The organism is Acetivibrio ethanolgignens, assembly GCF_001461035.1.
In the GTDB taxonomy this organism is placed as follows: domain Bacteria; phylum Bacillota; class Clostridia; order Lachnospirales; family Lachnospiraceae; genus Velocimicrobium; species Velocimicrobium ethanolgignens.
Map to the genome: position 1 here is coordinate 1 of NZ_LNAM01000156.1, position 12,817 is coordinate 12,817.

The following is a 12,817-nucleotide window of genomic DNA, read 5'->3' on the forward strand; positions in this document are numbered from 1 at the left end:
CCCAAAAAAATAAGTCTGTAAGCTGTTTTCCTTGCTTACAAACTTATTATACGAGGAGATATACTATGAGTAAGGTATATATTTTTCTGGCAGAGGGCTTTGAAGAGGTAGAAGCCCTGATGACAGTAGATATTGTAAGAAGAGCAGGTATTAGTATGGAGATGGTTTCTGTTACAGAAGAGAAACGGGTTACCAGTTCTCATGGGATAGTGCTTGAGGCTGACAGCTTATATGAAGAAATTAATCCAGCAGAGGCTGACATGCTGGTGCTTCCAGGTGGGATGCCGGGTACTAGGAATCTGGCGGCTCATAAAGAACTTGTCGAGCAGCTGAAGGCATTTCACCGGACTGGGAAAAAGCTGGCAGCGATTTGTGCAGCACCTTCTGTTCTGGGAGCTCATGGTATCCTGGAGGGAAAGAAGGCAACCTGCTACCCGGGCTTTGAAAAGGAGCTTATCGGGGCAGAGGTAGTAAAGGAGCCTTGCGTTGTTGATGGCAATGTGATTACTGCCAGAGGCCTTGGAGCAGCTGTGGAGTTTGGACTGGCGATTGTGGAACAGCTTCTTGGGGCTGAAAAGGCAGCAAAGATAAAGGAACAGATTCAGTTTTTGTAAGAGTAATCTTGGTTTGTCAGTAGAAATATGTTTTGAAAAGAAAAATGAAGTAGATAGTAAATAATAGAGAGATTTTCTATAAAGTTTTATGTTTGATAGCTCGCTCCTTTTCGACGTAAAGTTACTAGCTATTTTGAAATTTACCAGACTGGAAGTTTGAATTGTAGATTTTTTGAATTTCAAGAGACAAAAAAGAGTGTTGTTATTATAGTGAATAAGCTATACGCAGAAGGGCTGATAATTCTTAAAAATGCGTACTCGTCGCTTATGGTAAATTAGATGCATTTTTCTAGAATTATCGCCCTTTGTAGTCCTAGCTTACGAACTATAATAACAACACTCTTTTGGTCCCTTGGAAATTAAAATAAACCTACAAAACAAAATTATAGAAGCCTATACTTCAATTTTCCCTTTCAAGCAGTAAAGAGCCGTCAGGTTTGGCAGAAGAAGCAAGAAATTGAGGGTATCGGAGATTTCCCATACCAGTTCAAGAGAAAGTACAGCACCCAGGAAAATCATAACCAGATAGATGGTCTGGTAGATACCTGGGTGTTTTTTTGGAAACAGGTAGAAAAAGGCCTGCTGTCCAAAGTAATACCAGCCGGTAAGAGTAGCAAAGGCAAAAAGAATCAGGCAGATGTTAAGAAGGGGGCTGCCGATTACCGGAATCTGAGAAAAGGCAGCATGGGTCAATGTACCTGCTGTGCTTTTGCTGACTGAGTCTGGAAATCGAAGCAGATGGGTCAGGATAGCTAGGCCTGTGACGGCACAGACGACAACAGTATCCCAGAAGGTGGCTGTCATGGAGACAAGTGCCTGCTGCTGTGGTGTCTTGCTCATGCCGGAGGCAGCGGCAATACCGGCAGAACCGATACCGGCTTCATTGGTAAAAAGTCCCCGGGCAATACCGTAGCGGGCGGCTGTTTTCAAGGTACAGGCAAGGATACCGCCTCCGATACCGGCAGCGGCAGCTTTGGGAGAAAAAGCAGTGGTAAATACAGTTGCAAGGGCTGTTGGCAGATAAGTGCTATTGAGAATAAGGATAATAATACAGCCTAACAGATACAGGCCGCCCATGAAAGGGACAAGTCTGACACAAAAATCCTCGATGGCACTGGAACCGCCTAAAATGATATAGCCAATAAGCAGGGCAGTAAAAAGTCCGGTAAGATAAGATGGAAGATGAAGCAGCTGCCGGGCAGCTGCTGCCAGGGAGTTAGCCTGGGTTGTACAGCCGACGCCAAAGGAGGAAAGTATGATGCAAAGACTGTAGAAGGCGGCCAAGCCTTTTTTATGTAAGCCATAGCGTAAGACATACATAGGACCACCAATGCAACGGGGAGTGCTGGAGGAAGCAGAGCTAAGAGGCTGGCGAAACAGAAAGGACAGATAGCACTCCGCATAGGTAGTTGCCATGCCAAAAATACCGGTCAGCCAGCACCAGAAGACAGCTCCGGGACCGCCTAAGTAGACGGCGGTTGAAACACCAATAATATTGCCTGTACCAAGAGTTGCAGCCAGAGTAGTAGCCAGAGATGCAAAGGCGGAACCGCTTCCTGAGGAGATGGACAGACGGATGCCGCGAAAGGTCTTTTTTTGTATAAATCCAAGAAAAAGAGTAAAATAAAGATGGGTGCCAAGGAGAACGAGAAGAAGGGGAACACCCCATAAAACTGCATTTAGGGAATGAAAAAAGGAAAGCATACAAAACACCTTTTTCACTAAATTATGCAAAAAATGACAGAATTATACCAGCAATTACCAAAATAATTTTTTCCAGAGGTGACATAATAATACCAAGATAAGCAGTGAGCTTATCGAATAGAAAAGTAAAAGAGATTTTCGGAGGTAAAAATTATGTCAAGTAATAACAGTGGAAGTAACAGAATGGAAGTGCCACAGGCAAAGGAAGCTATGGATCGTTTTAAAATGGAAGTAGCATCTGAAATCGGTGTACCTTTAAAGCAGGGCTACAATGGAGACTTAACCAGCAAGCAGACTGGCTCTATCGGTGGCGAGATGGTAAGACAGATGATCAAAAAGCAGGAAGAATCCATGTCTGGACAGGGTGGTATGCAGTAAGCCTTTGGTGCTTCAAAATAAAGAAGGTGCAGAGCGAACAACGCTTTTGCACCTTTTTTCTTGCCAAAAAGAAAAAGATATGATATGATGACAGTTGAGACGTTTTTTTGAAAGGAAGAATAACGTATGGCAAAATATTTTGGCACAGATGGGTTCCGGGGAGAGGCAAATGTAAGCCTTACTGTGATGCATGCTTATAAGGTAGGCCGTTTTCTGGGACATTATTACGGAAAGGAACATAAGGCGAGAATTGTAATCGGCAAGGACACCAGACGATCCAGTTATATGCTTGAGGATGCCTTGAGTGCGGGATTGACTGCCAGTGGAGCAGATGTATACCTTTTACACGTTACAACAACTCCAAGTGTTTCTTATGTAATCCGAAGCGAGGACTTTGACTGTGGAATTATGATATCTGCCAGCCACAATCCCTACTATGACAATGGAATTAAAATTTTAAATGGAAGCGGACATAAGCTGGAAACAGAGATAGAAGAGCTTATTGAAGAATACATTGATAATCCGCTGGATGAGCTTCCGCTAGCCACCAGAGAGAATATCGGAAAGGTGACCGATTATTCTATTGGACGTCATCGCTATATTGGTTATCTGATGTCTTTAGCTACCCGTTCCTTTAAGGATATTAAGGTAGGTCTTGACTGTGCCAATGGTTCAGCTACCGCTGTAGCCAAGGGGGTATTTGATGCCCTTGGAGCCAGAACCTATGTCATTCACAATGAACCGGATGGAACGAACATTAATTTGAACTGTGGATCTACCCACATAGAGGAGCTTCAGAACTATGTGAAGGAAAAGGGACTAGATGTAGGCTTTGCCTATGATGGTGATGCTGACCGATGCCTGGCTATTGATGATAAGGGAAATATTATTGACGGCGATTTGATTTTGTATATTTGTGGAAGATATATGAAGGAAAAGGGCGAGCTTGCCAATGATACCGTTGTAACAACAATTATGTCCAATTTTGGACTCTATAAGGCCTTTGACCGTTGTGGTATTTCTTATGAAAAGACAGCCGTTGGTGACAAGTATGTATATGAAAATATGATGAAGAATGGTCACCGCCTTGGTGGAGAACAGTCAGGACATATTATTTTCAGCAAATATGCAGCAACGGGAGATGGTGTACTTACCTCTCTAATGCTGATGGAGGTTATGCTGGAGAAGAAGACGAAGCTTTCCGAGCTTACAAAAGAGATAGAAATTTATCCCCAGCTTCTGGTCAATGTACGGGTTGCTAGCAAGCCACTGGCAAGACAAGATGAAGAGGTTGTAGCAGTTGTAGAAAAGGCAGAAAAAGAGCTTGGAAGTGAAGGACGCATCCTTTTAAGAGAAAGCGGTACAGAGCCGGTGCTGCGGGTTATGGTAGAAGCTAAATCCGATGAAATCTGCAAAAAATATGTGGATTCTGTGCTGGAGGTATTAAACCGGAGAGGCCATGTGCTACCAGAATAAAGCATATAAGAAAAAATAACTGGAAATTACAGTAAACTCGTGTTATACTGTAAAAGCGTATTAGAACGCAAAATTAAGGAGGAAAAGTTAAATGAGTGTACAGGTTGAAAATTTAGAGAGAAATATGGCAAAGCTTACAATAGAGATTAGTGCAGAAGAATTTGAAGCTGCTATGAAGAAGGCATACAATAAAAACAAGAATCGTATTAATATACCGGGCTTCCGTAAGGGAAAGGTACCACAGGCTATGATTGAGAAGATGTATGGTGCAGGTATCTTCTATGAAGATGCAGCCAATAGCATTATCCCAGAGGCTTATGAGAAGGCAGCAGAGGAAAGCGGCCTGGATATCGTATCTCAGCCGGAGATTGATGTAACTCAGATTGAGAAGGGCAAATCCTTTATCTTCACAGCAGAGGTTGCTGTAAAGCCAGAGGTTACTTTAGGTGAATATAAGGGTATTGAAGTAGAAAAGATGGATGTCAGCGTTTCTGATGAAGAGCTTTTGGCAGAGCTTGACCGCGTAAGAGAGCAGAATTCCAGAACTATTGCTGTAGAGGACAGAGCAGCAGAAAATGGCGATATGACAGTCATTGATTTTGAAGGCTTTGTAGATGGCGTTGCTTTTGAAGGCGGTAAGGATGAGGATTATCCTTTGACTCTTGGCTCTCATTCCTTCATTGATACCTTTGAGGAGCAGCTGGTTGGAAAGAACATCGGCGAAGAGGTAGAGGTAAATGTTACCTTCCCAGAGGATTATCAGGCAAAGGAGCTTGCTGGCAAGCCTGCTATGTTCAAGGTTACAATTAAAGAAATCAAGGTAAAGGAGCTTCCTGAGTTAGATGATGATTTCGCACAGGATGTTTCTGAATTTGACTCCTTAGATGAATATAAAGAGGATGTTAGAAAGACACTTTCCCAGAGAAAGGAAGCTCAGGCTAAGAACGCAAAGGAAGAGGCTGTTGTTGAAAAGATTATTGAGAATGCAACTATGGATATTCCAGAGCCAATGATTAATGGACAGGTTCGTCAGATGGCAGATGAGTTTGCACAAAGAATCCAGTCTCAGGGTCTTACGGTAGAGCAGTACTTCCAGTTCACCGGTATGGATAGAAATAAGCTCATCGAGACCTTAAAGCCACAGGCATTAAAGAGAATCCAGAGTCGTCTTGTATTAGAGGCTGTTGCTAAGGCTGAGAATATCGTTGCATCTGAGGAAGATATTGAGAAAGAAATCGTTGATATGGCTTCTATGTATCAGATGGAGGTTGAGAAGCTAAAGACCTTAATCGGTGATGTAGAGAGAGAGCAGATTGCAGAGGATATGGCTGTACAGAAGGCTGTTGAGTTTGTAACCAATGCTGCAGTTGAGAAATAATTATAATTAGAACAGAACTTTTTAGTGAATAGCAGGCTTTGCCTGCTATTCACTTAACGTATTTTCAAAGGAGGTATAAGTATGAGCTTAGTCCCATATGTTATTGAGCAGACAAGCCGTGGTGAGCGGTCCTATGATATTTATTCCAGATTATTAAAGGACAGAATTATTTTTCTGGGTGAGGAAGTAACCGATACCTCTGCAAGCCTGATTGTAGCCCAGTTGCTATTTTTAGAAGCAGAGGATCCAGGAAAGGATATCCATTTGTATATCAATAGCCCAGGGGGGTCTGTAACGGCAGGTATGGCTATTTATGATACCATGAACTATATTAAATGTGATGTATCTACCATCTGTATTGGTATGGCGGCCAGCATGGGAGCTTTCCTGTTGGCAGGTGGTGCTAAGGGTAAGAGATTTGCCCTTCCAAATGCGGAGGTTATGATTCATCAGCCATCCGGTGGTGCCAGAGGTCAGGCTACTGATATTAAGATTGTCGCTGACAACATTTTGAAGACAAAGAAGAAATTAAATGAGATTTTGGCAGCCAATACAGGTAAGCCAATTGATGTAATTGAAGTTGATACTGAGCGTGATAATTATATGTCGGCAGAGGAAGCAAAGGAATATGGTCTGATTGACAGTATTATCACCCGTAAATAGGAGAACCAAGAATGGCAAATCGAGAAGAAAGAAAACAATTACGCTGTTCCTTCTGTAATAAGACACAGGACCAGGTGCGAAAGCTGATTGCCGGGCCAAACGTATACATCTGCGATGAATGTATTGAAATCTGTTCGGAGATTATCGAAGAGGAATTTGAAGAAATAGAAGAAAGTGCAGAAGGCATAAATCTGCTGAGACCAATGGAAATCAAGGCGTTTTTAGATGAGTATGTTATTGGACAGGATGAAGCAAAGGTTGCACTTTCTGTAGCTGTCTATAACCATTATAAGAGAGTTATGGCAGAAAAGAGCCTGGATGTAGAAATTCAGAAGAGTAACATTATCATGGTAGGACCTACCGGCTCCGGTAAGACCTTCTTAGCCCAGACTTTGGCAAGACTTTTAAATGTGCCCTTTGCCATTGCAGATGCGACAGCATTGACAGAGGCTGGATATGTAGGTGAGGATGTGGAAAATATCCTGCTTAAGATTATCCAGGCAGCAGATTATGATATTGAGCGTGCAGAGCACGGTATTATCTATATTGATGAGATAGATAAGATTACCAGAAAGTCTGAAAATACGTCTATTACAAGAGATGTTTCTGGTGAGGGTGTACAGCAGGCCCTTCTTAAGATTTTAGAGGGTACAGTTGCAAGTGTGCCACCACAGGGTGGAAGAAAGCATCCACATCAGGAGTTTATTCAGATTGATACAACCAACATTCTTTTTATCTGCGGCGGAGCCTTTGATGGTCTGGAAAAGATTATCGAAAGCCGTATTGGAAAGAAATCCATTGGCTTTAATGCCCAGATTCAGAGCCGGGAAAAGAAGAACATTGGCGAGCTGTTTAAGCAGGTATTGCCACAGGATTTTGTTAAGTTTGGTCTGATTCCGGAGTTTGTAGGCCGTGTACCGGTCTGTGTTGGACTGGATATGCTAGATGAAGGGGCACTGATGCGCATTCTTATAGAACCTAAGAACGCCATTGTTAAACAGTACAAGAAGCTTTTTGAACTGGATGGTGTCAGTCTTGATTTTGAAGAGGAAGCACTTCGTGCTGTAGCGAAGCAGGCATTGGAGAGAAAGACCGGAGCCAGAGGACTCCGGGCGATTCTGGAAAAAGCGATGATGAATACGATGTACCAGATTCCATCGAATGGGCAGGTAACACGTTGTCTGATTACTGAGGCCTCGATAGAAGGCAAAGAGGAACCATTACTGGAATGTGTAGAAGGCACAGAGCCGAAAAAGCTGGGCACGAAAAAAGGAACCAGAAAAAAGACAGACGATGAAATTGCGTAAAAAAAAGGGCGGTTGTATGGCAACGGCCCTTTTTTAGAAAATGCAGAAATGAGGTTGCAAATGAACAAGGAGACATTTAGCATACCTGTGATAGCACTTCGGGGAATGAATGTGCTTCCGGGAATGATGCTTCATTTTGATATTAAAAGAGAAAAAACGGTAGCAGCAATAGAGGAAGCTATATTAAAGGATCAGAAGGTCTTTATTGTAGCACAAAAGGATGCAAGGCTAGAAGAGCCGGAGCGAGATGATTTATATGATGTAGGCACAATTTCTGTGGTAAAACAGCTGGTACGGCTGCCAGATAATCTGCTTCGTGTCATGACTGCAGGTATTGAGCGGGGAACCTTAGGGGAACTGACCCAGCTGGAGCCATTTTTATTGGGTGAGGTATCAAAAGAAGAAGACACAAGTCTTGATAGCCTTACCGATATAGAAAAAGAAGCTATGCTTCGGGAACTAAAGGAGCTGATGAAGCTCTATGCTGCCCTGATGGGAAATTCTTTAAATAACGTAATGCAAAAAATCACAGATGTTAAAAATCTTAGCCGTCTGGTAGAAGAGATTATTAATAATATTCCTGTTACAATGGAGGAGAAGCAGGCTGTTTTAGAGGAGCTTACTGTCGTAGGTCAATTTAATGCCTTAGCAGTTTTGATTGCCAATGAGATTCAGATTCTCCGGATTCGCAGTGAATTTCAAGGGAGGGTCAAGGAGCAGGTAGATAAAAACCAAAAGGAATATCTTTTGCGGGAGCAGATGAAGGTCATCCAGGAAGAACTGGGAGAAAATGTCTCTAATGATGCTGAAGGCTATAAAAAGGCGGTAGAGGAGCTGGAGGCTTCTTCTGAGGTAAAAGAAAAGATTCGTAAGGAAATCAAGCGTTTTAAAAGTGTTGGAAGCTCTTCCTCCGAAAGTGCGGTAATCCGTGGATATATTGAAGCCTTGCTGGCTTTGCCATGGGACAAGAAAAGTGTCGATAATCCAGATATTAAAAATGCGATGAAGGTACTGAACCGGGATCATTACGGTCTGAAAAAGGTAAAGGATAGAGTATTGGAGTTCTTGGCAGTCCGGGCCTTAACGGAAAAGGGGGACAGCCCGATTATCTGTCTGGTAGGCCCTCCGGGTACTGGTAAGACTTCGATTGCAAGGTCAGTAGCAGAGGCTCTTGGAAAGAAATATGTTCGTATTGGTCTTGGTGGCGTCAGGGACGAAGCAGAGATTCGTGGACATAGGAGAACCTATGTGGGTGCCATGCCGGGAAGGCTGGCAGCCGGGTTAAAAAGTGCCGGTGTGAAAAATCCACTGATTCTTCTGGATGAGATTGATAAGACCAGCAGTGATTACAAGGGAGATACGGCTTCAGCACTGCTGGAGGTGCTGGATGCAGAGCAGAACAGTCATTTTGTAGACCACTATGTAGAAATCCCCCTGGATTTGTCAGAGGTATTATTTATAGCTACTGCTAATTCAGCCCAGGATATTCCGCGGCCTTTGCTAGACCGTATGGAGCTGATTGAGGTCAGCAGCTATACGGAAAATGAAAAGCTTCATATTGCAAAAGAGCATCTTTTGGAAAAGGCAAAGAAGAAAAATGGTCTTTCCAAGGGACAGCTTACCGTATCAGTTAAGGCTTTGGAGCAGATTATTTCCGGTTATACGAAGGAGGCCGGAGTCCGTAATCTGGAACGACGTCTGGGAGAAATCTGCCGGAAGGCAGCCAGAGAGCTGTTAGAGAGCGATAAAAAGCAGATCAAGGTGACGGATAAGAATCTGGAAAAGTATCTTGGAAAGCCAAAATATGCAGTAAATGAAGCCAACAAAGAGGATGAGGTCGGTATCGTCAGAGGCCTTGCCTGGACCAGTGTTGGTGGTGAAACTTTGGAAATCGAAGTGAATGTCATGCCTGGAAAGGGTGAATTTGAGCTGACAGGACAGCTTGGTGATGTAATGAAGGAATCGGCAGTAGCGGGCATTAGCTATATCCGGTCTGTCAGCAGCCAGTGGAAGATACGAAAGGATTTCTTTGAAAAGCATGATATTCATGTACACATTCCTGAGGGAGCTGTACCTAAGGATGGTCCATCTGCCGGAATTACGATGGCAACGGCAATGCTGTCAGCCATTACTGGGAAAAAGGTGCGTGCAGATATTGCTATGACAGGGGAAATCACGTTGCGTGGTAGAGTTCTGCCGATTGGTGGTCTGAAGGAAAAGCTTCTGGCGGCTAAGATGGCAAAGCTTAAGATGGCTTTGATTCCAAAGGAAAATGAAAGAGATTTAGAGGAAATTGAACCAGAGATTTTAGAAGGTTTAAAAATATATCCAGTAGAAACGATGGAACAGGTAATCAGCTATGCATTTGCAGAAAATAAAGCTGTGAAATGAGGTAAAGAAATCATGGTAGTCAAAAGTGTAAATCTGGAGACGGTATGCGGTATTACCAGTAAGCTACCGGACAATAAATTAATGGAGGTGGCTTTTGCAGGTAAGTCAAATGTAGGAAAATCATCTCTTATTAATGCCCTAATGAACCGGAAATCCTATGCAAGGACTTCCCAGCAGCCTGGTAAGACCCAGACCATTAATTTTTATAATATTAATGAGGAGCTGTATTTTGTTGATTTGCCGGGTTATGGCTATGCAAAGGTGTCTAAGGAAACGAAGGAAAAATGGGGAAAGATGATTGATCGCTATTTAAAGGGCTCGAAGGTCTTAAGGATTCTTTTTCTTCTGGTGGACATCCGTCATGAGCCGGGACAGAATGATGTGGACATGTATCACTGGTGTCTGGAGTATGGCTTTAATCCGATTGTAATAGCTACTAAGTCGGATAAGATAAGTAGAGGGCAGCTTATGAAGCATACCTCTATTATCAGGAAAAAGCTAAACTGTATCGAAGGTACGCCGATTATTCCATTTTCTGCCTTGAATAAGTCCGGTAGAGATGAGATATGGGAATACATTGAGGCCTCTATGGAATATTTCCGGGAAGAAGGATAGGATGAGGCATATTTATAAAAAAATAATTAAAAAAGAATAGTATTTTTATAAAGATATATGTTATAATAGTTTTAGTTCTGTTTGTGGTATATTATGGATACCGGATGTACCAGTATTTTCCAGAAACAGAACCGCTTACCTACTGGAAGGGAGCCTTTTAGCAAAGCTATCTTGGCTGTTCAGTCAGTAGAAAGCTCTATACCATATAGAAAAGAGGGAAGGAAATGGACGAAAATAACAACTTTAATAACAGCTATGGCGAAAGTAATGCACAGCAGAGCTATAATCAGAATTATGGTGGACCATATATGACACCGGAGGAGGCTCCGATGACGATGGCAGAGTGGTTAATAACCTTGATTGTGGGCTTGATTCCTTTCATTGGAATTATCATGCTGTTTGTATGGGCTTTTGGAAGTACAGGCAATGTAAACCGTAGGAATTACTGCCGGGCACAGCTGATCATTATGGCAGTCGGTATGGGACTGGCAGTGCTTTTCTGGGGAGCAATTGCAACTTTTGTTGCTTCCTCTATTATGTATTAAGGACAATGGGATAAGAAAGGTGCTAAATGCACCAGATGTAGAAAAATAAATTTTGCAACTATGGAAAATCAGAATAAAAATTTTGATTTTAAGGATTTAATGACCTTTGGTCTTTTACTTTTGGCTTTACTTGCATTCGTTTTTCGTTTTGTAGGTAGGCCTACATAGGAAAACCACCCTTTAACTTGACAGGAGAGCACTGAAAAAGTAGAAAATACCACCTATATTTGGTAAAATATAGGTGGTGTTTTTATGGTTGAACGAAGGATATGAATCTTTTAGATATGCTGATTGCCAAAACACCACGTCAGGCACTTCAGGAACAATCAGAAAAGCTACGTCGTACCATCTATGAAGTTGATGAAACAATGAAAGAAAAATCACAGCTGCTACGATAACCAGTGGCGAAAAAACAGATGGTAAAGAGTTGCCGAAACTTGTGCAAAAGAGCAGAGATGCGGGGATGCAGGTTGAAGCAGTGATTGGTGATAAAGCTTATTCTGATAAGAAAAATATGGAAGCAGCAAAAGAAGATGAATTTAAATTTAATAAAGATGCAGGAATGTACCAGTGTAAAGCCGGACATTTAGCCATTCACAAATATCTTGATAAAAGAAAAAAAGAAGAAAAGCTCTCAGATAAACTCTGAAAGCTTTTATATTTTACTTTCTCTTTTTGTAGATAACAAAGCCAATCCCTGCAATAAGAATTGCTCCCATGCCTATCCACGCTGCTACTGGCAGTGGGCTGGTAGCCGGGATTTCCGTGATAGAAAGGCTTGCTCCGCACACGGCACAGAGATGCGATTTCTTGTTCAGTTGCCTCACCCGTCTTAAGGCAATCAAGAAAAAATTCATATTCATCATCCCTAGAACCTGGTCTGTAATCATCTACTTCCAAGAAAGTAACACCAAATGCAGGACTAGCAGCCATAGAAACCGCTAAAACAACGGATAAGCAAGATATAGCTAACATTTATTAAAAAGAATCGGTGACAATAATATGATTGTCTGGAGAATAAAGCGTAAAACTCTTAACTTTTACAACTATCTGACCAGCAATATACATATCAGTTGGGTGATGAAAGAAGGTTTCTATGTATCTTGCTCCAGTCAATGTATCAAAAGCAATGCCTAAGTGATTATATTCTTTATTTGCTTTTTTCTCAAAAAGTAAATAGTCGCTTTTGATTTTGGAATGAATCGGGTTTGGATTGAAATTGATTACTGCATCGGTATATGTAAGTGTCGTTAGAGTTTCATAAGAAAAATTTTCATATCGTTCAGCTATATCAGAATAGAATACACTTGCTTTAATCATTGCATCAGTAAACTTACCTTTTTTAATACGACTGATAATATATTTTGTCTGTACCTTTTTATTATTTTTGTCATTGAATAATTGAATTAGTTGAATATCAGCAAGCTTGTGTAAGCCTAATAGATGCACAAAATTTTCTTCTTTATATGTAAAATCAATTATTGTTCCATTTGATAGCACATATTCTACTCTGCAATTTTTTAACCGGATATAATCATTATACTTTTTCACTAAATCATCCATAATAATACCACCTATGAATACAAGAAAAATGCTCCTGATTTTTAGTCAGGAGCATTACGATTTCTTTTGTAAGGTTCCTTGGTTTTCAGCTATTTAGCCTATTCGGGAGAGCGAACCAACTCTCTTTTGGGAACTCCAATCGTGAGCCGAACGACCACGATCTTCTTTGTTCAATTAAATAAT

The 12,817-nt window shown here is 41.7% G+C and carries 13 protein-coding genes and 1 pseudogene; 11 read left to right on the forward strand and 3 right to left on the reverse strand.

Features of this window, described 5'->3' with window-relative positions; all coding sequences use genetic code 11:
- The first annotated feature begins 65 nt into the window (after positions 1-65).
- The gene (locus ASU35_RS09680) at positions 66-614 is read left to right on the forward strand and encodes a DJ-1 family glyoxalase III (protein WP_058352822.1); all 549 of its coding nucleotides are present in this window, start codon (positions 66-68) and stop codon (positions 612-614) included.
- A 393-nt stretch (positions 615-1,007) separates the two neighbouring features.
- Here the strand turns inward: ASU35_RS09680 and ASU35_RS09685 are convergent, their stop codons facing one another.
- Positions 1,008-2,318: an alanine/glycine:cation symporter family protein gene (locus ASU35_RS09685; RefSeq protein WP_058352823.1), complete on the reverse strand. Its 1,311-nt coding sequence runs from the start codon at positions 2,316-2,318 to the stop codon at positions 1,008-1,010.
- Positions 2,319-2,471: 153 nt separating this feature from the next.
- Between ASU35_RS09685 and ASU35_RS09690 the strand changes: the two genes are divergently transcribed.
- The 10 genes and pseudogenes from ASU35_RS09690 to ASU35_RS18705 all read left to right on the forward strand — a co-directional run.
- Positions 2,472-2,696 (forward strand): alpha/beta-type small acid-soluble spore protein, encoded by a 225-nt coding sequence (locus tag ASU35_RS09690; RefSeq protein ID WP_058352824.1) that lies wholly within the window; start codon positions 2,472-2,474, stop codon positions 2,694-2,696.
- Positions 2,697-2,822: 126 nt separating this feature from the next.
- Positions 2,823-4,172 (forward strand): phosphoglucosamine mutase, encoded by a 1,350-nt coding sequence (glmM, locus tag ASU35_RS09695; protein ID WP_058352825.1) that lies wholly within the window; start codon positions 2,823-2,825, stop codon positions 4,170-4,172.
- Positions 4,173-4,263: 91 nt separating this feature from the next.
- Complete coding sequence (gene tig, locus ASU35_RS09700; RefSeq protein ID WP_058352826.1) at positions 4,264-5,550, forward strand: trigger factor; 1,287 nt, start codon at positions 4,264-4,266, stop codon at positions 5,548-5,550.
- An 81-nt stretch (positions 5,551-5,631) separates the two neighbouring features.
- Positions 5,632-6,213 (forward strand): ATP-dependent Clp endopeptidase proteolytic subunit ClpP, encoded by a 582-nt coding sequence (clpP, locus tag ASU35_RS09705; RefSeq protein ID WP_058352827.1) that lies wholly within the window; start codon positions 5,632-5,634, stop codon positions 6,211-6,213.
- Positions 6,214-6,224: 11 nt separating this feature from the next.
- Positions 6,225-7,520: an ATP-dependent Clp protease ATP-binding subunit ClpX gene (clpX, locus tag ASU35_RS09710; protein WP_058352828.1), complete on the forward strand. Its 1,296-nt coding sequence runs from the start codon at positions 6,225-6,227 to the stop codon at positions 7,518-7,520.
- Positions 7,521-7,580: 60 nt separating this feature from the next.
- Positions 7,581-9,911, forward strand: a complete 2,331-nt coding sequence (gene lon, locus ASU35_RS09715) for an endopeptidase La (protein WP_058352829.1) — start codon at positions 7,581-7,583, stop codon at positions 9,909-9,911.
- A 12-nt stretch (positions 9,912-9,923) separates the two neighbouring features.
- Positions 9,924-10,526: a ribosome biogenesis GTP-binding protein YihA/YsxC gene (gene yihA / locus ASU35_RS09720; protein WP_058352830.1), complete on the forward strand. Its 603-nt coding sequence runs from the start codon at positions 9,924-9,926 to the stop codon at positions 10,524-10,526.
- A 224-nt stretch (positions 10,527-10,750) separates the two neighbouring features.
- Positions 10,751-11,071 (forward strand): hypothetical protein, encoded by a 321-nt coding sequence (locus tag ASU35_RS09725; protein ID WP_242861252.1) that lies wholly within the window; start codon positions 10,751-10,753, stop codon positions 11,069-11,071.
- 269 nt (positions 11,072-11,340) lie between these two features.
- Positions 11,341-11,469 (forward strand): hypothetical protein, encoded by a 129-nt coding sequence (locus ASU35_RS20475; protein WP_278278072.1) that lies wholly within the window; start codon positions 11,341-11,343, stop codon positions 11,467-11,469.
- Positions 11,436-11,672 (forward strand): annotated as a pseudogene (locus ASU35_RS18705) (IS5/IS1182 family transposase); the annotation flags it as partial. The gene ASU35_RS20475 and the pseudogene ASU35_RS18705, both read left to right, overlap by 34 nt.
- 61 nt (positions 11,673-11,733) lie before the next feature.
- Here ASU35_RS18705 and ASU35_RS09735 read toward each other — a convergent pair.
- Both ASU35_RS09735 and ASU35_RS09740 read right to left on the reverse strand, forming a co-directional pair.
- Positions 11,734-11,937 (reverse strand): LPXTG cell wall anchor domain-containing protein, encoded by a 204-nt coding sequence (locus ASU35_RS09735; RefSeq protein WP_172794626.1) that lies wholly within the window; start codon positions 11,935-11,937, stop codon positions 11,734-11,736.
- Between the two features lie 112 nt (positions 11,938-12,049).
- Positions 12,050-12,634 (reverse strand): PBECR4 domain-containing protein, encoded by a 585-nt coding sequence (locus ASU35_RS09740; protein WP_058352833.1) that lies wholly within the window; start codon positions 12,632-12,634, stop codon positions 12,050-12,052.
- Positions 12,635-12,817 lie beyond the last annotated feature (183 nt).

What these genes read in the sequence shown, in the direction of transcription:
- ASU35_RS09680 (WP_058352822.1), top strand. Translation starts at nt 66, where the DNA reads ATGAGTAAGGTATATATTTTTCTGGCAGAGGGCTTTGAAGAGGTAGAA.
- ASU35_RS09685 (WP_058352823.1), bottom strand. Translation starts at nt 2,318, where the DNA reads ATGCTTTCCTTTTTTCATTCCCTAAATGCAGTTTTATGGGGTGTTCCC.
- ASU35_RS09690 (WP_058352824.1), top strand. Translation starts at nt 2,472, where the DNA reads ATGTCAAGTAATAACAGTGGAAGTAACAGAATGGAAGTGCCACAGGCA.
- glmM (WP_058352825.1), top strand. Translation starts at nt 2,823, where the DNA reads ATGGCAAAATATTTTGGCACAGATGGGTTCCGGGGAGAGGCAAATGTA.
- tig (WP_058352826.1), top strand. Translation starts at nt 4,264, where the DNA reads ATGAGTGTACAGGTTGAAAATTTAGAGAGAAATATGGCAAAGCTTACA.
- clpP (WP_058352827.1), top strand. Translation starts at nt 5,632, where the DNA reads ATGAGCTTAGTCCCATATGTTATTGAGCAGACAAGCCGTGGTGAGCGG.
- clpX (WP_058352828.1), top strand. Translation starts at nt 6,225, where the DNA reads ATGGCAAATCGAGAAGAAAGAAAACAATTACGCTGTTCCTTCTGTAAT.
- lon (WP_058352829.1), top strand. Translation starts at nt 7,581, where the DNA reads ATGAACAAGGAGACATTTAGCATACCTGTGATAGCACTTCGGGGAATG.
- yihA (WP_058352830.1), top strand. Translation starts at nt 9,924, where the DNA reads ATGGTAGTCAAAAGTGTAAATCTGGAGACGGTATGCGGTATTACCAGT.
- ASU35_RS09725 (WP_242861252.1), top strand. Translation starts at nt 10,751, where the DNA reads ATGGACGAAAATAACAACTTTAATAACAGCTATGGCGAAAGTAATGCA.
- ASU35_RS20475 (WP_278278072.1), top strand. Translation starts at nt 11,341, where the DNA reads ATGAATCTTTTAGATATGCTGATTGCCAAAACACCACGTCAGGCACTT.
- ASU35_RS09735 (WP_172794626.1), bottom strand. Translation starts at nt 11,937, where the DNA reads ATGATGAATATGAATTTTTTCTTGATTGCCTTAAGACGGGTGAGGCAA.
- ASU35_RS09740 (WP_058352833.1), bottom strand. Translation starts at nt 12,634, where the DNA reads ATGGATGATTTAGTGAAAAAGTATAATGATTATATCCGGTTAAAAAAT.